The sequence below is a fragment of the Bacillus sp. lyk4-R2A-2 genome, assembly GCF_030209735.1.
Taxonomy (GTDB): Bacteria; Bacillota; Bacilli; order Bacillales; family Bacillaceae; genus Bacillus; species Bacillus pumilus.
In genome coordinates this window covers 315,783-337,530 of the sequence record NZ_JARVRK010000004.1, presented here as the reverse complement: position 1 = coordinate 337,530, position 21,748 = coordinate 315,783, and the positions used below count along the sequence as shown (strand labels likewise).

Below are 21,748 nucleotides of genomic sequence, written 5' to 3'. Positions count from 1 at the left end.
CAACGAATGCGAGGGTTTGTCTACACGCTGAGACGCTTTTATCTAAAAGCGTCTTTTGATCCTAATATTACTCTCCATCTACTTGTGCCCATTTCAAATCGATATACCCAACAGGGTGACGGACAATCCCCTTCACGCCTTCTTTTTGTAAATGAACTTGGTTATAAAAATGAATCGGAATAATCGGTGCTTCTTCAATGAGAAGTGCCTCTGCATCATGAAGAATGTTATTTCTCTTTTGCTCGTCTGCTTCCTGGCTCGCCTTTTTGATCAACTGATCATAGGTATCGTTTGACCATCCTGTCCGGTTCATGGCATTCCCTGTTTGAAAGCTCTCTAGGAAATTGATTGGATCTGCATAGTCTGCTAAAAATGAACTTTGTGAGAATTGGAATTTGAGCGCCTTTTGATCTTCTGCAAACACATTGGCTTCCATGTTTGCAAGCTTCACATCTACACCTAGCGCTTCTTTCAGCTGCTGCTGGATGGCTTCAGCTTTTTTCTTGTTCTCAGGCTTTGTACTGTATGTCAATGTGACGGCTGGCAGTTTTGAATAGTTCTCTTCTTTCAGCCCTTTTTCTAATAACTTCGCAGCCTCACTCTTATCATTCTTCACAAGATCACCGCCAGCTTTTCTGAAATCCTCACCCTTTGAATCAAGAATGCCTGGCGAGACGAAGGCACGTGCTGGCTTCTCTTCATTTTTCGTTACATAATCCACGATATCTTGCGGGTTGATCGCCATTTGAAAAGCTTTGCGGATGTTCTTATTTTGAAAAGGTTCCATGTTCACATTCAGACGATAAAAGAACAATCCAGCCTGGTCTTCAATTTGTACATCTTTATTTTTCAGCAGGTTTTCACTTTGCTCTGCTGGGACAAAGGCAGTATCTAAATCTCCTGATTGATACATTTGATAGTCTGTGTTTCGATCACTGATCATCAGCCACTTCACTTGATCCAGCTTGACTGTTTTTTTGTCCCAATACGTCTCACTTTTTTCCATTGTGAAGCTCTCATCATGCTTCCACTCTGTCAGCTTGAACGGTCCATTTCCGACAAAGGTTTTGGCGTCTTTTGCCCAGTTTGGGTCCTTCTTAGCTACCTGTTCATTGACAGGAAAAAAAGCAGGGTTTGCGGTCATATTTAAGAACGATTTCTGCGGATATGCCAGTGTGACCTTAAGCGTTTTGTCATTTACAGCGCTGACTTTCACGTCTTCTTTGTTTCCTTTTCCGCTGTTAAATGCCTCTCCGCCTTCAATCATGTAGGCTAGGAACGATGCAGATGAGCCTGTTTTCGGATCAAGCAGCCGCTTCCACGCATATTCAAAGTCACTCGCTTTCACTGGATCACCATTTGACCACTTGATGCCATCTCTTAAATGGAACGTGTACGTTTTTCCATCCTCTGATATCTCCCATTTTTCCGCCATTGCAGGAGATGGTTCGTGCTTTTCATTCAGTCTTGTTAATCCCTCCATTAAGTTATTGAGTCCTTGCCACGATACATTATTAAAACCAATCGGCGGATCAAACGACGTCGGTTCATTTTCGTTATTTAAAGTTAATACTTTCTTTTCACCCTGATTGCTTGATGATCCTTTCCCTGCTTGCTCATTGGCTGTACATCCTGCGAGCAGCATGATCGTGAACAAACATATACTGATGATCCATCCCTTTTTTCTCATCAAAAACTCCCCCTTTGTGTTGAAGATAAAACGGTTTGATTCGCTCGCTCATCTTGGAGCCAGCAATGCACTGTGTGGGTAGGTGACCGCTGCGTTTCGTGCGGCATGATATGATCACACACCTTCATGGCGGACGGGCAGCGATCTGTATACGGACAGCCCTTTGGCGGAGCAAATAAATCAGGCGGGCTTCCTTCAATTGGAATGAGTTCATCTTTCATATCAAGTCTTGGAACGGATTTCAGAAGTCCTTTTGTATAGGGATGCTGCGGACTGTAAAAAATATCTCGCCTCGTTCCGACCTCCACCATTTTCCCTCCGTACATGACGGCTACCCGGTCTGCGACTTGGGCGACGACCCCTAAATCATGTGTGATTAAAATAATGGTGACCCCTGTTTTTCTCTGAATCTCTTTAAACAGCTCTAATATTTGTGCCTGTATGGTCACATCCAGTGCGGTCGTCGGTTCATCAGCAATCAGCACTTTGGGCTCGCAAATTAGTGCCATGGCAATCATGAGCCGCTGCCTCATTCCCCCGCTGAACTGGTGAGGGTATTGCTTTAACCTTTCCTTCGGCTGCGGAATGCCGACCAAATCAAGCATCCGAATGGCGGCTTCTGTCACTTCTTTTTTCGTCAGCTTTTGATGCTCCTTTGCCGCCTCCATGAGCTGATCGCCGATTGTCAAGGTTGGGTTCAGTGCGGTCATTGGATCTTGGAAGATCATCGAAATATCGACACCTCGTATGGCGCGCATTTCTTTTTCAGATAATGACAGCAAATTTCGGTCTTCAAACCAGATTTCTCCCTGATCAACATGAGCGCTGTAAGCTGGCAGCAGCCTCATAATGCTTTGTGAAGTCACACTTTTCCCGCAGCCTGACTCTCCTACAATGGCAAGGGTTTCTTTTTCATATACATCCACATTCACCCCGCGTACCGCTCGAACTGAGCCGCCATATGTCCGAAAACTGACGTGCAGATCGATGATTTGTAGAACTTTTTTCAAAGCGCCATCACCTCTTCATCTTCGGATCAAGCGCATCTTGCAAGCCATCACCTAAATTGTTAAAGCAAAACATCGTGAGCGAAATAAAAAACGCAGGGAAAAATAAACGCCACCAATGCCCGTTATCTGACAGCACTGTCGGCAGCGCATCATTTGCCATCACGCCCCAGCTTGCAAACGGTGCTTGAATGCCTAAACCAAGAAAGCTTAGGAACGCTTCTGCAAATATCGCGGTTGGTACAGTTAAGGTCATCTGAACGATAATCGGCCCCATCGTATTCGGCAGCAGGTTGCGGCGAATGATACGAAGGCTCTTTGCACCAAAGGTTTTTGAGGCAAGGACATATTCCTGGCTTTTCAGCTGAAGAACTTGACCTCTCACGATTCTTGCCATTCCAATCCATCCGGTGACAGTGAGCGCTACAATAATGGTGACGAGCCCTGGCCCCATCAGAACCATCAATAAAATGACAACAAGTAAATAAGGAAGACCGTAGAGCACCTCGACGATTCGCATCATGACATGGTCATATCTCCCGCCCTTATAACCGGCAATGCCTCCATAGATCACGCCGATGGCAAAATCAATCAGGGCTGCCATGACGCCTACAAATAAAGAAATACGCGCCCCGTACCATGTACGCGTGAACACATCTCGTCCAAGCTCATCCGTTCCGAACCAGTGAGCAGCGGATGGCGGCAGATTTTGCATCGAAAGACGCTGCTCTGTCACGCTATTAGGTGCAAGCAATGGGCCTAATAGTGCCATGATAAAAAGAAAAATCAATACCGATAGACTAAACATCGCAAGCTTATTTTGCTTCAGTCGCCTCCATGTGTCTGCCCAATACGAAAGAGAGGGTCTTTTAATGGCATGGGCCTCCGTTTTCTTTTGCTCTCTCGGAGAAAACCATTCGTCCGGCACTTCATGATGCGGATTCGGTTGATCCTGCTGCAAATGTATACTCATGCCTTTCCTCCTTTCTGATGCAGCTGAATCCTTGGATCAAGCAGGCGATACGCCACATCGACAATGAAAAGAAGTGTGATTAAAATGATGCTGTAAAAAACAGTGGTTCCCATGATGACAGGATAATCACGGTTGTTAATACTCTCGACAAAGTATTTTCCCATGCCAGGAATCGCAAATATTTTTTCAATGACAAAACTTCCTGTTAAAATGCTTGCGACAAGTGTGCCAAGAATAGTCACAACAGGCAAAAGCGCATTTCGAAGTGCATGTTTAAACACAATTTTAAAGGGAGAAAGTCCTTTTGCTTTAGCAGTGCGAATATAGTCCTGAGACAGCACTTCAATCATGCTCGATCTTGTTAACCGGGCAATAATGGCCATCGGACTAACGGCAAGAGCAATGGTTGGCAGCACCATATGCATCGGACTTGTCCACATCGCTGTAGGAAAGAGCTTCAAATTCACAGCAAGCTGCTGAATTAATAAGGTAGCAAAGATAAAGTTTGGAATGGATATACCGAAAACAGCAATGGTCATGGCGATATAATCAATCAATCCATTGTGCCGGAGGGCAGCCATGACCCCTAGCAGGATGCCGGATATGACAGCAATCAATATTGAGATAAGACCAAGTTCTAATGAGACTGGGAAGCCTCTCGCCAATAGATCATTGACACTTTCAGAAGGCTTTTTAATGGAAGGACCAAAATCAAAGGTAACGATGGATTTTAAATAGATGACATATTGAACATACAGTGGTTCGTCTAAGTGATAGTAGCTTTCGAGGTTTCGCTGGACGGTTTCGTTTGTATTTCGTTCTTCATTGAAGGGCGATCCTGGGATGACCTTCATTAAAATAAACGTTAACGTCGTAATCGTTAAAATCGTGGCAATCATCGCAATAAAACGCTTGAGCAAAAAGCTGGTCATCTGCCGTCTCCCCCTCGCTTAACAAAATGTTGTACGTGCGGCAAGCTCTGTCATGACAAGCATCGCTTGGTAGGCTTCTAATATATTCTCTGCTTGATACGTCACCGTTGTTGTCCCTTCAATAATGGCAGTACCAGGCATTAAATTCGCCCATTCAGCTTGTCCATAATTGGCAAACTCAATCTTCAGCAGCGGCTGATCAGGAGGCGTCAGCGGCTTGATGTGATGAATCTGTTTCATTGCGGCTTCCACTTGCTGTGAGATTTGTTGGTTGACTTTGGCAGGAGTGAGACATTTCACAGCAGATCTTGATATGGTCTCTTTCACTGCCACTGTTTTCACACCAGGCATCAGCTTCTCTGCTTCAAGAGCTGCTTGATCGTCTCCGCAAACAAGAATCACCGGCACACCATAGTAGCCTGCAACATACGCATTAAAGCCCATTTCACCAATTGGATGATCATTTATGTAAAAATGTCTAACACCAAAAATCATACTGTGGGACATCACACCTTTCATAGACGCCCTCGCATGATAGCCTAAAAAAACAGCAGCATCATAGGTTTGATCTAACCCTTGAACCATTGAATAAGGCTTGACGTCACCAGATATAAGAGATGCTTCTTCATGCAATTCTTCAATCAACAAATTATTCATTTTAGAATGACTGTCATTGACCAAAATATTGGTTGCGCCATGCTGAAGAAGTGCCTCCACACAGGCATTCACTTCACCCGTCATGATCTTTCTGCCCCGTTCATAATTGTGCTGACGGGCATCGACAAATGTATGATCAGCTAGACCAGTAATCCCCTCCATATCGACAGATACATAGAGCTTCATTCCCATCCCCCTTAAATTAAACTTAAAATTTGTGTATATTTTTCTAAATTTTCTAAAAAATTATATGATTACTTGATCGATTTTTCAATACAATGTCTGAAAATAAGGAAATTAGACTCAGATATTATAGATCAAAAGACTGTATGACAAAGGATTTTTTTAACAAATAAAACACCACTAACTATGTCTTTAGTGGTGTTTGTCTGCTTCGTTAATCTGTGATTTCAGCTGTTCATATTTCTTCATCGTTTGTGTAAATAGATCATCAAACATCTGAGGTGCCTGCTTTTGAATAACCTCGGCGCCTTCTCCTGTAATGCCCCCTTTTGTCGCCACTCTATCGACGGTTTCAGCAAAGGTGAGGCCCCGTTCTACAAGGACTTGACCTGTGCCTAAAAGGGCATACGTTAAAAATTCATACGCTTCCTCTAAGGAAAGCTCACTATTTCTCACAGCAGCTCTCGCCATTTCTTCAAAAAGAGCAGCGATAAAACCAGGAGATGAGCTCGTCAAGTTACTCGCCGCATCGAACTTGTCTTCTTCAACTTCACGTACGATGCTAAAAGCTGAAAGCAGGCGGTGCAAACACGCCTTTTCTTCCTCTCCAGCAGTTTCACCATGCGCAACGAGGGAAACGCCCGTTCCAACAGCTGACGTGAGCGTTGGGATGTATCTGGATATTGGTTGAGTCGTATGCTTTGATAACTTGTCTAACGTCACAGCCGCGGCTACTGACACAATATGTACCGATTTAGCTGCTGAAGACAGTTGATCGAGTACATCAAGTACAGCAAGCGGCGGCACGCAGATAAAAAGTACATCACATGACGCAGAAAGTTCCTCTAATGAGCAGATGTTTATTTCTTGATGCTTGTCTTTAAGTTGAAGCAGGCGGTCCGTTTCACTTCTTGTATGGATCATGATTTGATGGGCATCGAGCACTTCTTTTTCCAGCCATTTTTGCACCATCATATCAGCCATGCTTCCATATCCAATGATTCCAATTGTCTTCACAGTTTAATCTCCTCTATTTTGCTTAGATTCACTACTTATTTTAACAATTTCCCACAATGTTTTCATTTTTATCCCACACTTTTTTCTTACGATCAAGTCAGTATCCACAACAAAAGGTAAAACCCCCTTAAACCCATACATGAAAAAATGATGAAAGAGAGTGATTTGAATGACACATCACAAAAATGAACAACAACCTTCTCAAGAACTTCAAACAACGGAGCAGCCGCAAAAACGAAAGAAGAAGCCAAACGGCTGGTTTAAGCCATTTGTCAGCGGTGTTGTAGGCGGTACGCTGGCGTTAGGTGTGTACGTCCTTTCGCCATATGCCCAGCACGCATCAGACAACACAGCACATAATTCAGCAGTGGTATCGACAAATGATACAAGTGCCAATTCGTCAAAAACAACCGCCGTCCAAACATCACATTCATCGAGCAGCATCTCCAGCATGGTGGAAAATGTATCACCAGCCATTGTCGGCATTACAAACTACCAAGCGCAAAGTCAAACAGACACGAGCTTCGGCGATTTCAATACGCCTTTTGATGAATCACAGCAAAATAAAAGCAGTCAAGAGGAAAAAACAGGTACAGGCTCAGGAGTGATTTTCAAAAAATCCGGCAGTAAAGCCTATGTCTTAACAAATAACCACGTCATTGAAGGGGCAAATAAACTCACAGTATCCTTACACGATGGCAAAACCGCCAAAGGTAAACTGGTTGGAGCTGACCCGCTGACTGACCTAGCTGTTGTAGAAATTAGCAGCAGTCACGTAACGAAGGTTGCGGCATTAGGCGATTCCTCCTCGCTGCGTGCTGGGGAAACCGTCATCGCGATCGGAAACCCGCTTGGTGAAGATCTATCAAGAACCGTGACACAAGGAATTGTCAGCGGTGTCGACCGAACAGTCTCGATGAACACATCCTCAGGTGAAAGCAACATTAATGTCATTCAAACAGATGCAGCTATTAACCCAGGAAACAGCGGCGGCCCGCTTCTTACGACAGATGGAAAGGTTGTGGGGATCACGAGTATGAAAATTTCTGAAACAGGTGTTGAAGGCATTGGATTCGCGCTTCCAATCAATGATGTCAAACCAATCGCCGATCAGCTTCTCGCAAAAGGAAAGATTGAGCGTCCATATATCGGCATCAGCATGCTGGATCTCGAACAAGTCCCGGATGTGTATCAGAAAGAAACACTCGGTCTCAAAAATAGTCAGCTTGATCAAGGCGTATACGTCAAAGAAATCGCCGCAGGCTCACCTGCCGCCAAAGCCGGCTTAAAGTCTGAGGATGTCATTACCGCCATCAATGGGAAACAAATCAAAACCGGAAGTGAATTACGTCATGAACTATACACGAATACGAAAGTTGGAGACACCGTAAACATCACACTCATTCGAAACGGAAAAGAAGAAACGAAGAAGGTGACATTAACACAAACTGAATCTAAGCAGGTAAGTTCCTAATGCAAAAGAAAAAGGGCTAAAATCAAGATGATTTTAGCCCTTTTTTCTTTTCAGCGTGATAGAAAACCTTTGCAGATCTGACAAAGAATGCGAGGGTTTGTCTATACGCTGAGCAGCTCATCATGAGCTGCTTTTTTATGATGACTGAATTGGCGTTAATCTTTGTTCTATTTCTGCTCGTTTGTGCTCTAGAAATGGCGGAAGGGCTAATTGATCGCCAAGCTCATCTACTCCTTCGTCGACTGTAAATCCAGGGCCGTCTGTTGAAATTTCAAATAAGATACCATTCGGTTCTCTAAAGTAAAGGGCTTTAAAGTAGAAACGTTCCACAACACCAGAGTTCGTGAAGCCTGCTTTTGATATTTTGTCATACCATTTTTCCAGTTCCTCTGCATCTTCCACGCGAAAGGCTACGTGATGCACACTTCCTCTGCCGGAACGCTCAGAAGGCCCTTCAGTTTTTTCGATCACATGAATTTCTGTTCCAGCACCGCCATTTCCTGACTCAAAAATGGTCACGATCTCACCATCATTTGATTGTTCACGCGCTCTTTCGGTGAAGCCAAGGATGTCTGTTAAAACACGGATCGTTTTGTCCGCTTCTGCAACAGTTAATTCCACTGGACCCAAACCTCTAATGGCAAACTCTGCCGGAATATCATCATGCACTGGCGGTGAGCCTGCTTCTTGTGCGTTCGGTTCTACTGTTAAAAATAGCTGCTGCCCTTCTGGGTCTTGAAAGCGCAAGGCAGGTCTGCCCCCTCTCAAGGAAGCCGTTTCTTGCTGTACGTCTGTCTCTTCAAAACGCTTTTCCCAAAATGAAAGTGCTTCTTCAGAAGAAACGAGAAGGCCTGTGCTTGTGATCGCGTTTGTTCCTTTCAAACGACGAGCGAGCATTGGAATTTCAAAGAATGTGAGCTCCGTTCCCGGTGAAGCGACCTCATCTCCATAAAATAAGTGATACATAGATGGGTCATCCTGATTGACCGTTTTCTTTACAAGTTTTAAGCCAAGAATCTGGCGGTAGAAATCAACATTTTTTTGAGCATTGGCTGTTAATGCAGATACGTGGTGAATTCCATTGATTTTCATTACGTTCACTCCTATTTCTAAATATCTCGAATTCAAGATAATATCCTTATGAATAAAATAGGTCATTTCTCAAGAAAAGTCAACCATTTGGCTAGATGTTCGGTTTCTAACGATAAAATTAACATTAAATCAAAAATAATCTTTTATTGTTCGCTTTTAACGAAACATTTACCCTGATATCTCCAATAAACGAACACTTTTAAATACAAATACGAAAATCAGAAAATTTTTTTAATTCTTGTTTTCCTAAAATCGTATTACAATGAACAAAATACATGTCACAGTAACGTACGAAAGTGATGCAGGAGGTCGCGAGTAATGAACAAAGAACAACCAGCGTTAAAACAGGACATCGGCTTATTTTTCGCCCTATCTCTTGTCATCGGGACTATTATCGGGTCCGGCGTCTTTATGAAGCCAGGCAACGTCCTTTCCTATTCAGGAAGCTCAGATATCGCATTATTCGCTTGGCTGCTGGGCGGCATTTTAACCCTTGCAGGCGGACTCACTGTTGCTGAAATTGGTACACAAATCCCTCGGACTGGCGGATTGTATGCCTACCTTGAAGAAGTGTATGGTGAGTTTTGGGGCTATTTATGCGGCTGGGTGCAGATTATCATTTACGGACCTGCCATCATCGGTGCGCTCGGTCTTTATTTTGGTTCATTGTTAGCTAATTTATTTTCTCTATCTTCTTTATGGTCGACAACAATTGGCATTATCACTGTTTTATTTTTATGTTTAATTAACATCATGGGAACAAAATACGGCGGCTTTGTTCAAGGGCTGACCACCATCGGAAAGCTTGTCCCGATTGCCGCTATTATTGTGTTTGGCTTATGGAAAGGAAACGAAAATATTTTTATGGCTGTCAACGATAGCATCGCTCAAATGAACTTCGGTGCAGCGATCTTGGCTACGTTGTTTGCCTATGACGGCTGGATATTGCTTGCAGCACTTGGCGGTGAGATGAAAAACCCAGAGAAGCTGCTTCCTCGTGCAATGGCAGGCGGGATTTTAATCGTCACGGCTTGCTATCTCTTTATTAATGTCGCTCTTTTGCACGTGTTACCAGCAGATCAAATCGTACAGCTTGGAGAAAATGCGACAAGTACTGCTGCGACAATGCTCTTTGGACCAATCGGCGGTAAGGTCATTAGTATCGGCATCATCATTAGTATCTTTGGCTGTTTGAACGGAAAGGTTCTTTCATTCCCACGTGTGATTTTCGCGATGGCAGAGCGAAAGCAAATTCCTTTCGCAAACGCGATCTCACGTATTCACCCTACATTTAAAACACCGTGGATTGCTGTATTTGTACAAATTTTGATCGCCATTGTGTTTATGGTCGTCAGCAATCCAGAAAAGCTGTCAGAGGTTTCGATCTTCATGATCTACATCTTTTATGTCATGGCCTTTTTCGCAGTCTTTAAACTGAGAAAACAAAACAAAGGAATCGAACGTGCTTATAGCGTACCACTTTATCCGCTCACACCAATCGTTGCGATTATCGGTTCTTTATTCGTCTTAATCAGCACCATGATCACCGACTGGAAAAGCTGTCTCATCTCTATGCTGATCGGGATTGCTGGACTGCCTATTTATTATTATATGAAAAAAACACACAAAAAAGCAGAGCGCTAATCAGCTCTGCTTTTTTTATATTGCTTAATCACTTTGTATGATTCGTTTAAATATCTCATGAGCCGGTATGGCTTACTAAGCACGCGGATTGGGAGTCTTGAGATAAATCCATTCAAATTCGCCTTATATTCCTGCGTCATCCGCTTTGGCTTTGTCGCAATTTTTTCGTATACTTCTTTGTAAAATTCCTTCATGATGTCGACTTTCACACTGATCTTCTGATGACACTCTGTACACTCAACGCTTTTCATCTGATCATTCACATAAACGATGCTGTGGAGGGTCTCTTCTTGGCACCGAGTACAATGTAGGTTCGCTTCCATTTCGGTTTTCTTCAAGATACACAGCTCCTTTCTCGTTTGATGTTGCTCTTTTTATACAATTCGATGGCTACTCGCCGTTTATTGGACGGAAGCTTCCTTTAAAATGGCTGCGGCCGTTAGTTCGTCTGTCACCAGTACTTGAATAAAGCCGCCATTTAAAGCCCCTAAAATACTTTCAGCCTTATGGGTTCCTTCTACAACAGCGATGACCGTTTTGACGCTCTTTAACTGCTCCAGTGATAAACCAATGACCTTTTGGTTCAGTTCATCTTGGACAGGTTTGCCTTGACCGTCAAAGAAACGAAAGCCAATATCACCAACAGCCCCTGATTGCCTTAAACCAGATAAATCTTCTTCTTTTAAGTAACCAACTGTTTTTAACGTTGAACCTTTATGCGGGTTGCCAATACCGATGAGGGCAATATCTACATTTTTACCTTCTTCAAGCACAGCTTCTATATCCTGCATTGCCATGAGCCGCTCTTTTAATTCTTCTGTTTCTAAAATCGCCGGGGCATATAAATAGGAACACGTGCCATTCATTTTCTTTGCCAGCTCATATGCCAGCTGATTGGCATGAATGTCGACTGCCTGCCTGCCCATTCCGCCCTCTAATGGAATGACCTTCACATCATTTCTTCGCTCGAACGGGTATTCCTTTACAAGCTCAGACAGTGTAGTTCCCCATGAAATGCCGATTTTCTCCGCGTCTTTCATGTTTTTAGATAAATAATAGGCGCCTGCTTGACCGACTGCCCGCTTCACCATCTCAGACATTGTCCCGACGCTTGGGACAACGACAGCATCTGTTAATTGAAAAGTTGTTTCTAGCTGTTTTTCCAGTTCCACCGTATGAATACTTTCATCTTTAATGTACACCTCAACGATTCCCACATCTTTTGCTTTTTGTAAGAGCTTTGAAATGACTGGTCTTGAGACATTGAGCTTTTTTGCGATTTCCTGCTGCGTCCACCCGTCTGTATAATAAAGATGAGCAACTTTGACGAGCTGTCGTCTTTCTTCCCAATTCAGCATGTGACATCATCCTTTTAATATACTATGATTCCCAGTATACCAAACATTCGTTTCTAATTGGCACAATTGTTATGAAAATGACAAAAAGAGCGATTACCTCTCCGCTCTTTTTCCCACCGTATATTTTGGCTGATACGTTCTCCCGCCGTCTAACAGGATAATTTGTCCGTGCAAGTAGCTTCCCTCTTCACTTGTAAGAAATAAAGTGAGTCCTGCGATATCCTCTGGTCTTCCTAATCTCCCGACAGGAATGAGCGATTGTAGCTGCCTTTTCTCCACCTCAGTAGGATAGAGCGTATCAAGCATTTGAGATTCAATCACGCGGGGTGCAATCACATTGATACGCACATGGTGTGCCCCTAATTCCTTTACAAGCGAACGCATCAGGCCAAAAGCACCTGCTTTTGAGGCGTAATACTGAATTCCACCGCCTGAGCCAGTGATAGCAGATCCTGATCCAATCACGACAATGCTTCCTTCTTGCCGCTCACATATATAAGGTGCTGACGCTTTGATGCAATAGTAAAGACCATACAAGTTCACAGCCAGTGTCTTTTTCCAAAGTAAAAAATCGACTTCTAAAAAAGGAAGTGATTTTGTCATCCCTGCTGAATACACAAGATGAGCAATGCCGCCTAGCTCCCTTTCAGCTGCTGAAATCATCTGCTGAACACTTTCCCACGATGAAACGTCAGCTTGAAATGTCAGCAGCTCAGAGTGCTGTTTTTTTAAAAGTGAAAGTCCTTGTTCATCTATATCAGACACAGCCACTCTGTGCCCTTCTTTTAAAAAACGCTCGGCAATTTCCTTTCCAATCCCTTGGGCACCACCAACGATGAGAACCGGTTTTTGATCATTAGCCAGCACTCTCACCCCCATCAAGCATAATCGCTGCACCATCAGTAAATGCGCCATATGATGTACTTAAAAAGACCGTCATATGGGCCACAGTCTCCTTGATTTGCTCTGCATTAGGAATCAAATGGAGAGGGGGCGGCAATAAGGCGAGCACCCGAATGCCTTTGTCTTTAAATTCTCGCGCCAGCCCTTTTGTCATGGCATTCAGCATGGAATTCGATGTCGCATGTGAAATCCCGCCATCACCTGTGATACTGCCTGATGACGATATATTAATAATGCAGCCTTTTTTCTGGTCAACCATGTGCCATACGGCAGCTTGACTGGAAAGAAAGACAGTATTCACAGCTGTTTCCACTTCGTCCATCCACTCATTAGGGTGAGCGGCATCAAGCTCCGCCTCAGCTCCTTGCGCTGCTTGATTGACCAAAATATCCAGTTTCCCGCACGTATCGATCACTTGCCTCAGCATACGCGTGGCATCACGCGGCGTTTCTAGCGGGTTCATGATGATACTCGCCTGACCGCCCATTTTTTGAATGTCTTCACAAATGGTTCTAGCCTTTGATTCATCATGAAATGTGTGTAAAAAAACATGTGCACCTGCCTGGGCTAAAGCCAGGCAGATGGCTTCTCCAAATCCATCTGTGCTACCTGTCACAAGTGCCGCTTTCTGATGAAGCTGGACGTGCACATGCATCTCCTCCCTATCCCTTGTTTGGCATTTATTTTCTCAGCTTACTCACGATATCAAGAGCTGCTTCATAAAAACCTTCTGAGATGGTCGGATGCGGATGAATCATTTTCGCCATCTCTTCTGCTGTTCCTTCTAAATACATAAAGGAAGAAGCTTCTGAAATCATTTCTGTGACATGCGGACCAACCATCGTTGCACCGATCACTTCACCATATGCTGTATCGTACACCAATTTAATAAAGCCTGTTTGAACACCTGCCGCTAACGCTTTACCGCTTGCCGCTAAATCAAATCGTTCAGTTTGTACGCTGAGCCCTTTGGCTTTTGCCTCTTTCTCCGTAAGACCAACACTTGCCACCTCTGGTAATGTATAAATACATCTAGGCATAATATCAGCATTCATTTTTTCAGGCACGCCGCAAATATTGCTGACCGCAACAGCAGCCTCTGCCATCGCCGCATGAGCCAGCTGATAACCGCCGGCGACATCCCCAACTGCGTATACACCTTCAGCACTTGTCTGCATCCGATCATTCACCTTGATAAACGGACCATCATGCTGAAGATCAAGCTGGTTAACAGCTGATACATTCGGTCTTCTTCCAACGCAGACAAGCAGTCTTTCCGCTGTAAAGATGTGCGTCTCCCCTTTATCATCTGTTGCATGAACCGCTTTGACTCCTTCGCTTTCCGTCACCTCTGTCACAGTGGTTTTCTTCGCGATATGGATGCCCTTTTTCTTGAGTTCTCTTTCTAGCAGCTTAGATGCTTCTTCATCCTCTTGCGGGATAATGGACGGTGCCGCTTCAATAATGGTGACTTTTGATTGAAGACTTTGGAAGATACAAGCAAGCTCAAGACCAATGACGCCTCCGCCAATAATGACGACAGAAGCAGGAATATCTGGGATGTCAAAGATTGTATCACTTGTATCAAATGAAATATCTTTAAGCCCCGGTATTGGCGGAATAGCTGGTGTAGATCCAGTAGCAATGATTAACTCTTTCGTTTCAATCGATTCTGATCCATCTTGTTTTTCAATCTCAATCCGGTGCTTTGTCACCGCTGTGCCTCTGCCGTTATATACATCAATCTTTCCTTGCTTTAATAAAAAGGCGATTCCACCTCTGAGCTTTTCAATGACTTCATCTTTGCGCTTTCTCATTTTATCGAAGGAAAGAATCATGTCACCTGTTTCGATTCCCCAGCTTTTCGCCTTCTCGATTGATTCAATGACTTCTGCATGTTTCAGCAGGGTTTTTGAAGGGATACAGCCTCGATTTAAACAAGTACCGCCTAGAAAATCCTCCTCAATCAAAGCAACCTTCCGTCCGCGCTCAGCCGCTTGAAGGGCGGCAGTATACCCGCCAGGCCCTCCGCCAATGACTGTCAGATCATACGTTTTCGTCATCCGATTCATCTCCTACATTAGCAATTCAAATGGTTGTTCAAGCACTTTTTTAAGGTCTGTTAAAAAGGCAGCCGCTGGTGCGCCATCTACTACTCGGTGATCAAACGATAAACTGACACCCATCATTGGCCGCACCTGAATTTCTCCATCTACTGCAACAGGTTTATCTTGAATCCGTCCTACACCTAAAATCGCCACTTCTGGCTGATTAATGATCGGGGTAAAGGTATCAATGGCATACATGCCTAAGTTACTAATCGTAAAAGTGGATCCTTTCAGCTGGTCAGGAAGCAGTTTTTGATCGCGTGCGTTTCGGCCAATTTCTTTCGCTTCTTTTGTTAGTTGTTTTAATCCTTTTTGATTCGCATGAGAAATGACTGGTACCATCAAGCCGTCTTTCACTGCAACAGCGAGACCAATGTGTACATCTTCATGGAAATGAAGCTCATTTTGTTCAAATGTCATATTGATCTGCGGGTGGCGCGTGAGTACATGGCTGACCGCATGAATGATGATTTCTGTGAACGACAGCCGGTAGCCTGTCTCTTTTTCAATCGCCGGAAGTAACTGCTGACGCACTTCTTTCGCTTTCGTCATATCAATTTCACTTGTTAATGTGACGTGCGGTGCTGTAAAGGCACTTTGTGACATGCGATCAGCAATCACTTTTCTCATGCCAGCTAATTTTTGTGTTTTCACAGGCGAAGCCTCTTTTGTTTGCGTTGCTGCTTGTACGTCACTCTTCATGATCTTACCGTGAGCGCCAGATCCAGAAACTGCTGCTAAATCAATTCCTTCACGAGCAGCGACTTTTTCTGCAAGTGGTGAGACGCGCTGGTCTTTCTCGCTAGAATGAACGACTGCCTCGACGTCCCGCTTTTGGACTCTGCCTTTTGGCCCTGTGCCAGATACCTCTTGAATCGCCACATGATGATCCTTTGCCGTTTTTCTCGCTGCGGGCGTGGCACGTACTTTTTCATCAGATGTTTTTGGGGCTTCAGTAGAACTGGATGATGCCGTGTCTGGTGAAGACGATTCGCCGCTTTCTGAGGAATCTTCATCAGCCTGTGCTGGCGGCTCGCTTGGCACCTGTTCATTTGCCTCTCCGATATATCCAATAACAGCATTGACTGGAATTTGATCATCAGCTTCGTAGTATTTCTTTAGAAAAATGCCGTCATCATAGGCTTCCACCTCGATGTTGATCTTGTCTGTCATAATTTCAAAAAGAGGCTCACCGATTTCAACCGAATCTCCTTCTTCTTTCAACCATTGAAGTAAGGTTCCGATCTCCATCGTACTGCTTAGCTTCGGCATAAATATCTCTTTTGGCATGATCTTCTCCCCTTTATTTAAGAGCGTACAAGCTCTTTTGCTGCTTCAATAATATCTGGCACTTGTGGAATGACCGCTTTTTCCAGCGTCGGGTTGTATGGTATTGGGACTGCAAGGCCGCCAAGTCGTTTAATCGGCGCATCTAAATAGTCAAACGCTTCACTTTCCGCTATCATACTTGCAATCTCTCCACCGTAGCCTCCTCGTTTGACCGCCTCATGAACCACGATACATTTACCTGTTTTCTTCACAGATTCGATAATGGTTTCTTCATCTAATGGGACAAGTGTTCTTGGGTCAATGATTTCAACATCGATTCCCTCTGCTTCTAGTTCCTTCGCCGCTTCTAATGCTTTGTGTACCATAATCGCTGTTGCTACAATTGTGACGTCTTTCCCGCTTCTTTTCACATCAGCTTTCCCTAAAGGAATCGAATAAGGCTCTTCAGGCACTTCGCCGATTGTTTTATATAAAAGCTTGTGCTCGTAGAAAATGACAGGGTTGTCATCATCCATTGCTGCTTTTAAAAGTCCTTTGGCATCATAAGCTGTTGAAGGCTGAACTACCTTTAATCCCGGAATATGAGCCATCCACGCTTCTAAGCTTTGTGAATGCTGCGCTGCGGCACCCGTTCCTGATCCTGCTGGTGTTCTCACAACGAGTGGTACTTTTCCTTTTCCGCCAAACATGTATCGTGTTTTGGCTGCTTGGTTTACAAGCTGATCCATTGCGATTGTAATAAAGTCAGAGAATTGAAGCTCTAAAATCGGACGCATACCTGTCAAAGCCGCTCCGACTGCACCTCCTGCGATGGCAGCCTCAGAGATTGGTGTATTGCGTACGCGCTCCGGACCGAACTCTTCAATCATGCCGCGCGTGACCCCAAAAGCACCGCCATATACGCCGATATCCTCACCTAAAATGAATACATCTTGGTTCTCTCTCATTTCCTGACTCATAGCCTCTCGAACGGCTTCTAAATATGAAATCTCTCTCACTGTTGTTTTTGTCACGTGATTCCCCTCCTAATTAGGCGTATACATCCTCTAATAGTGTATCGATTGACGGTTCTTTACTGTTTTTAGCGAATTCTACAGACGCTTCAATTTCCTGCTTCGCTTCTTCCTGCAAGGCCGCTGCCTGCTCTTCTGTCAAAACATTCAGTTCAATCAAGAGAGACTTAAAGCGCTTGATTCCGTCTTTTTGTCTCCACTCTGTTTCTTCTTCACGTGTACGGTATTTTTTCGCATCACTCTTAGAGTGACCTTTCCAGCGATACGTTTTCATTTCAATAAGTGATGGACCTTCTCCAGCTCTTGCGCGGCTGACTGCTTCATCTACTGAGTTCATAATCTCGACCATGTCATTTCCATCAATCGATTTCCCAGGTATTCCATAGCTTTCTGCTCTTGTTGAAATGTCTTCAATGTTGATCATTTCTTTTACAGGGCCAGACATGCCGTACTGATTGTTTTCACAAATGAATACAACAGGCAGATCCCAAATGGATGCAAGATTTAGCGCTTCGTGAAAGCTGCCTTCATTTGTCGCTCCATCTCCGAAGAAACAAAGAACAACATAGCCTTCCTGTTTCATTTTAGATGTGAGCGCTGCACCTGTTGCCAGCGGGATACCGCCGCCAACGATTCCATTTGCGCCAAGGTTCCCTTTTTCTAAATCAGCGATATGCATCGAGCCGCCTTTTCCTTTGCAATAGCCAGTCTCACGTCCGAATAGTTCTGCCATCATCTTATTGACCTCTGCACCTTTTGCAATACAGTGACCATGTCCACGGTGCGTGCTGACGATCTTATCTTCGTCCTTTAATACGGCAATTGATCCAACAGCTGACGCTTCCTGTCCGACACATAAATGAGTGGTTCCATGGATAAGTCCTTTGGCAAAGAATTGATCGACCTTTTCATCAAAATATCTCACTAACCACATTTGTTTATATAAATCTGCTAATCTCTCATGACTAATCTGTTCAGGCAAAGTGATTTGTTTTTGCATTTCTTCTCTCCCCTTTACATTTGTTCTTATATGTTACATTTGTAATTATCATACGTTTAAGTATCTTTGAAGTCAAGCATTTCTCTTTCATTTTTAAGCGTTTTCATCTTTTATCAGAAAAAAAGAGAAAGGCAAAGCCCTTTTCTAAAGAACTTCTCTTTCTCTTCCAATCTCCTAGGTTCTCATTCATCTGGGTACATCATGATTTTGACACTCTCACCTTCAGGGTGCCTTGCGCATTCTATCGCCTGAAGGAGCTGACTTAACGGATAACGATGCGTCACCATCTTTTCTGTGTTGACCACTTTTGCTCTTAGAAGTTCAAGGGCTTCGAGGTAGTGATAAGGATGTGAGGAATAGGCTCCTACTACTTTCACTTCATCATGGAAAAATCGATCAGCCGGAATGGAGACGTCTCCCTTTGGAAAATGAGCAAACACTAAAATCGTTCCGCCTCTCGCTACCGATTGAAATGCTTCTTTTAAAAGCGCACTACTCCCAACAGAAATAATGACGAGGTCTGCTCCCTTTCCATTTGTTTCTCTCATGACCCGGTCTTCCACCGGCTCAGAGGCTGGATGAAAAGCGACGTCTGCACCTAAATTTCTCGCTTGCAGCAGCCGGTTCTCATTCACATCCGTTATCATCACTTTCCCAGCTAAGTAATGTTTGGCAAGCTGTAGTTGAATGCAGCCAATTTGCCCCGCTCCAAGGATCAGTACAGAATCTCCTGGATGAACAGGTGCTCGTTCAAACCCGTGCAGGCAGCAGGCGACTGGCTCCACCATCGCCCCTTGCTCATATGAGACATCATTCGGGAGCTTGCCCATTGTGTGCTTGACATGTAATGCAGGGACGCGGATATACTCTGAAAACCCGCCTGGCTCTACATTAGTGGCTGCAAACTGCGGACACATTGTATAAAATCCCTTTTGACAAAAGTCACAGGTGAAGCAAGGTACATGGTGCGCAACATAAACCCTGTCTCCCGTTTTTATATTTGTCACATTTTTTCCGGTTTCAACAACATCTCCTGCGATTTCGTGCCCTAGTACCGTTCCAGGAGGTACCGTCTCATGTGTTGCTTTGTAAATATCTGTGCCGCATAAGCCGCAGGCACGCATTCTTAATAGCACTTCATCATCACCAATCGCAGGCCGGTTCCGCTCCTCATACCGAATGTCCTCTGTAGAATAAAAGACAGCTGATTTCATGTAGCTGCATCCTCCTTTTCATCACCTTTCGCAAAATCCTGCAACGTTTGCACAAGCTGCTTGTACTCACTCATCTCACTGGATATCCAGTAACGTCCTCCGAATATGCGAGATGGGCCCACCCTGACATAGACTTTTCCGATATGAGGGTATGGCTTGATAAAAAGCTTTCCTTTAATATCAGAGAGCGCATATGTGTGCCATCTGCCAAACGCTCCGATTTTGAGTTTATCTTCACTAATGATGACGTTTGTCGGCTGGTTCAGTCCAGTGATGCTAGAAAGCATGAGGATAGGCAGCGTATAAACGCCTAACACAGCTAACGGTTCAGGCCCTGCTGACATTAACGTATAAAGAGACCAAAGAAAAAACAGACAGATGAGTATGGCTGGAAGAAAAATAGACAACACTGCAGACGTTCGGCTATAAGCATGATGCTGCATGAGACGTCCTCCTTTCAGATACATAGAAGGAGCCGGGAAAGCAAAGCTCCTCCATAGAATGATTGTTTACTTAATATGATCGATGATTTTTTCAATATCATCTTCAATGCCAAATCCAGTTAAAAAGGATAATGTTTGAATCACAGGCGTTCCTTTCGTATCACTCACTGGTGTTGTCGTTACGATTAAATCGGCGCCTTCCGCTTTTTGCGGGACTTCAGATGCCTTGCACTGTTCCACCACGACATCATATCCTTTTTCCTTTAACGTCTCTTCGACCTTTTTGGCAACAACCGTTGATGTTGCAACCGCTGTTCCGCATGAAACCAATATTTTCTTTGCCATAAGAATCCCTCCAGCTCTTTTATTGATCTTTCTGATCTAAGCCCATTTCTTTCGCATACTGCTTTCTAATATCATTTCGCACCCAGTACCATAGGAGCGCATAAGCCAGAGCACAGATGATGGCTGCAATAAAGTACGGGTTGCTCGGATCAAGAAGTCTCACCATGATCCAAGGAATGACGTGGGAACCAAGGTCAATACCTGAAATCATATTGGCTCCTTCTGGGAAGTCAAACCCGACTGCTTTCCCCATTGTTGTCGCAAGCGGTGCGAGATTCGTTGCGATAAAGAAGACAATCATTAATGTAAAAATACTGTTAATAAGACCACGAATAATGTTTCCACGAGCGGCTGCTACTGCCCATACAACTGTAAATGGTAGAACTGATAAGTCAGCAAACGGCAGCATGCCATTGTAAGGGAGAACGACTGCAAGTAGAATCGTAATCGGCACCATAAGAAGGGCTACCGCCATATTCGCCGGATGACCAATCACAATCGCTGTATCTAAACCAATATAGACATTTTTCCCAGGGAAGCGCTTTTGAATATAAGAACGAGCGCCTTCAGAGATTGGAATAAGACCTTCCATTAATAACGCAACCATTCTTGGCATTAGGACAAGAACTGCTGCCATTTGAATACCAAGCGTCATGACGCCTTTCGCATCATAGCCGCCTAAAAGACCAATAATGATACCAAGTATGAGACCCATCACAAGCGGTTCGCCAAAAATACCAAAACGTTTCTTCAATGTTTCTGGATCAGCATGAATTTTGTTTAAGCCAGGGATCTTGTCAATGATACGGTTGGACGCATACATAAGCGGTGCGAAGTTGACCGTTTCAGCATGAGCCATCGATACGCCTTTCAATCCAAAATGGTGTTCGATTGTCGGTGCCGTCCAATCAGCTAATTTAAGCGTGATAGCAGAGACGATCAAACCAACAGCAAGTGCCAAGAACATATTATGATAAGCGTAGTAAGTCACAGAGGCTGCGAAAATCAAATGCCAGAAGTTCCAAATATCCACATTCAGTGTTTTTGTAAAGTTAACGGACAATAAGATGACATTTAACAAAAGCACAAGAGGAATCATCAAAGGGGCAACAGGTGTACCGAAGGATATAGCCGCTCCAATCGGCCATCCAACATCCAAAATATCGAGCTTTAGGCCAAGGGAATTAACCATGGCTTTTGCTGCTGGCCCAAGGCCGCTCACAAGCAAATTAATGACAAGGTTGACACCGACAAACCCTATTCCGATCGTAATACCGGCTCGGAAGGATTTCTTAAAGCCTTGCCTTAAAATCATACCGAAAAGCGTCATAATAATCGGGAGCATAATAGTTGGTCCAAGGTCTAATATAAAATCGACAGCTTGCTTGATCATACATCCACCTCC

At 44.1% G+C, this 21,748-nt stretch carries 21 protein-coding genes; 2 read left to right on the top strand and 19 right to left on the bottom strand.

Annotation, left to right across the window (positions count from 1 at the left end; translation table 11 throughout):
- Positions 1 to 67: 67 nt before the first annotated feature.
- The 6 genes from QRN39_RS04465 to proG form a co-directional block, all read right to left on the bottom strand.
- Positions 68 to 1,690 (bottom strand): peptide ABC transporter substrate-binding protein, encoded by a 1,623-nt coding sequence (locus QRN39_RS04465; RefSeq protein WP_137054735.1) that lies wholly within the window; start codon positions 1,688 to 1,690, stop codon positions 68 to 70.
- Positions 1,690 to 2,700, bottom strand: coding sequence for an ABC transporter ATP-binding protein (locus tag QRN39_RS04460; protein WP_284906267.1), 1,011 nt, complete (start codon positions 2,698 to 2,700; stop codon positions 1,690 to 1,692). Before QRN39_RS04460 ends, QRN39_RS04465 begins: the two co-directional genes overlap by 1 nt.
- Before the next feature lie 7 nt (positions 2,701 to 2,707).
- Positions 2,708 to 3,670, bottom strand: coding sequence for an ABC transporter permease (locus QRN39_RS04455; RefSeq protein ID WP_044138912.1), 963 nt, complete (start codon positions 3,668 to 3,670; stop codon positions 2,708 to 2,710).
- On the bottom strand, positions 3,667 to 4,602 hold the full coding sequence (locus tag QRN39_RS04450; protein ID WP_003211100.1) for an ABC transporter permease: 936 nt from the start codon (positions 4,600 to 4,602) through the stop codon (positions 3,667 to 3,669). The genes QRN39_RS04455 and QRN39_RS04450 overlap by 4 nt, the downstream gene beginning before the upstream one ends.
- An 18-nt stretch (positions 4,603 to 4,620) precedes the next feature.
- The gene (locus tag QRN39_RS04445; RefSeq protein ID WP_003211925.1) at positions 4,621 to 5,445 is read right to left on the bottom strand and encodes a M55 family metallopeptidase; all 825 of its coding nucleotides are present in this window, start codon (positions 5,443 to 5,445) and stop codon (positions 4,621 to 4,623) included.
- A 189-nt stretch (positions 5,446 to 5,634) separates the two neighbouring features.
- Positions 5,635 to 6,459, bottom strand: a complete 825-nt coding sequence (gene proG, locus QRN39_RS04440; RefSeq protein WP_284906265.1) for a pyrroline-5-carboxylate reductase ProG — start codon at positions 6,457 to 6,459, stop codon at positions 5,635 to 5,637.
- 169 nt (positions 6,460 to 6,628) lie between these two features.
- Here proG and QRN39_RS04435 point away from each other — a divergent pair, with 169 nt between their 5' ends.
- Entirely contained in the window at positions 6,629 to 7,933 is a 1,305-nt protein-coding gene (locus tag QRN39_RS04435; RefSeq protein WP_137054739.1) for a trypsin-like peptidase domain-containing protein, read from the top strand.
- A 135-nt stretch (positions 7,934 to 8,068) separates the two neighbouring features.
- On the opposite strand, the gene QRN39_RS04430 is transcribed toward QRN39_RS04435, so the two are convergent.
- Entirely contained in the window at positions 8,069 to 9,025 is a 957-nt protein-coding gene (locus tag QRN39_RS04430) for a ring-cleaving dioxygenase (RefSeq protein ID WP_003212217.1), read from the bottom strand.
- Positions 9,026 to 9,343: 318 nt separating this feature from the next.
- On the opposite strand from QRN39_RS04430, the gene QRN39_RS04425 reads away from it, so the two are divergent.
- Positions 9,344 to 10,669, top strand: coding sequence for an APC family permease (locus QRN39_RS04425; protein ID WP_226805075.1), 1,326 nt, complete (start codon positions 9,344 to 9,346; stop codon positions 10,667 to 10,669).
- Here QRN39_RS04425 and QRN39_RS04420 read toward each other — a convergent pair.
- The 12 genes from QRN39_RS04420 to QRN39_RS04365 form a co-directional block, all read right to left on the bottom strand.
- Positions 10,666 to 11,007 (bottom strand): bh protein, encoded by a 342-nt coding sequence (locus QRN39_RS04420; RefSeq protein ID WP_106032379.1) that lies wholly within the window; start codon positions 11,005 to 11,007, stop codon positions 10,666 to 10,668. The two genes, QRN39_RS04425 and QRN39_RS04420, sit on opposite strands and share 4 nt — an antisense overlap.
- A 63-nt stretch (positions 11,008 to 11,070) precedes the next feature.
- The gene (locus tag QRN39_RS04415) at positions 11,071 to 12,027 is read right to left on the bottom strand and encodes a sugar-binding transcriptional regulator (RefSeq protein ID WP_050945210.1); all 957 of its coding nucleotides are present in this window, start codon (positions 12,025 to 12,027) and stop codon (positions 11,071 to 11,073) included.
- Positions 12,028 to 12,120: 93 nt separating this feature from the next.
- Positions 12,121 to 12,906, bottom strand: a complete 786-nt coding sequence (locus tag QRN39_RS04410; protein WP_284906587.1) for an SDR family NAD(P)-dependent oxidoreductase — start codon at positions 12,904 to 12,906, stop codon at positions 12,121 to 12,123.
- Positions 12,884 to 13,585: an SDR family NAD(P)-dependent oxidoreductase gene (locus QRN39_RS04405; RefSeq protein WP_233421732.1), complete on the bottom strand. Its 702-nt coding sequence runs from the start codon at positions 13,583 to 13,585 to the stop codon at positions 12,884 to 12,886. Before QRN39_RS04405 ends, QRN39_RS04410 begins: the two co-directional genes overlap by 23 nt.
- Positions 13,586 to 13,610: 25 nt before the next feature.
- Entirely contained in the window at positions 13,611 to 14,993 is a 1,383-nt protein-coding gene (gene lpdA, locus QRN39_RS04400) for a dihydrolipoyl dehydrogenase (protein ID WP_284906264.1), read from the bottom strand.
- Positions 14,994 to 15,005: 12 nt separating this feature from the next.
- The gene (locus QRN39_RS04395) at positions 15,006 to 16,328 is read right to left on the bottom strand and encodes a dihydrolipoamide acetyltransferase family protein (RefSeq protein WP_137054743.1); all 1,323 of its coding nucleotides are present in this window, start codon (positions 16,326 to 16,328) and stop codon (positions 15,006 to 15,008) included.
- Positions 16,329 to 16,345: 17 nt separating this feature from the next.
- Positions 16,346 to 17,326: an alpha-ketoacid dehydrogenase subunit beta gene (locus tag QRN39_RS04390; protein ID WP_034620051.1), complete on the bottom strand. Its 981-nt coding sequence runs from the start codon at positions 17,324 to 17,326 to the stop codon at positions 16,346 to 16,348.
- 31 nt (positions 17,327 to 17,357) lie between these two features.
- Entirely contained in the window at positions 17,358 to 18,341 is a 984-nt protein-coding gene (gene pdhA, locus QRN39_RS04385; protein WP_003211858.1) for a pyruvate dehydrogenase (acetyl-transferring) E1 component subunit alpha, read from the bottom strand.
- Positions 18,342 to 18,523: 182 nt separating this feature from the next.
- On the bottom strand, positions 18,524 to 19,555 hold the full coding sequence (locus tag QRN39_RS04380; protein ID WP_284906263.1) for an alcohol dehydrogenase catalytic domain-containing protein: 1,032 nt from the start codon (positions 19,553 to 19,555) through the stop codon (positions 18,524 to 18,526).
- A complete protein-coding gene (locus tag QRN39_RS04375; protein ID WP_284906262.1) occupies positions 19,552 to 19,998 on the bottom strand; it encodes a hypothetical protein in 447 nt (148 codons plus the stop codon). Before QRN39_RS04375 ends, QRN39_RS04380 begins: the two co-directional genes overlap by 4 nt.
- A 66-nt stretch (positions 19,999 to 20,064) precedes the next feature.
- Complete coding sequence (locus QRN39_RS04370) at positions 20,065 to 20,343, bottom strand: PTS sugar transporter subunit IIB (RefSeq protein WP_003212259.1); 279 nt, start codon at positions 20,341 to 20,343, stop codon at positions 20,065 to 20,067.
- A gap of 19 nt (positions 20,344 to 20,362) precedes the next feature.
- Positions 20,363 to 21,736, bottom strand: coding sequence for a PTS galactitol transporter subunit IIC (locus QRN39_RS04365; protein ID WP_003210771.1), 1,374 nt, complete (start codon positions 21,734 to 21,736; stop codon positions 20,363 to 20,365).
- Positions 21,737 to 21,748 lie beyond the last annotated feature (12 nt).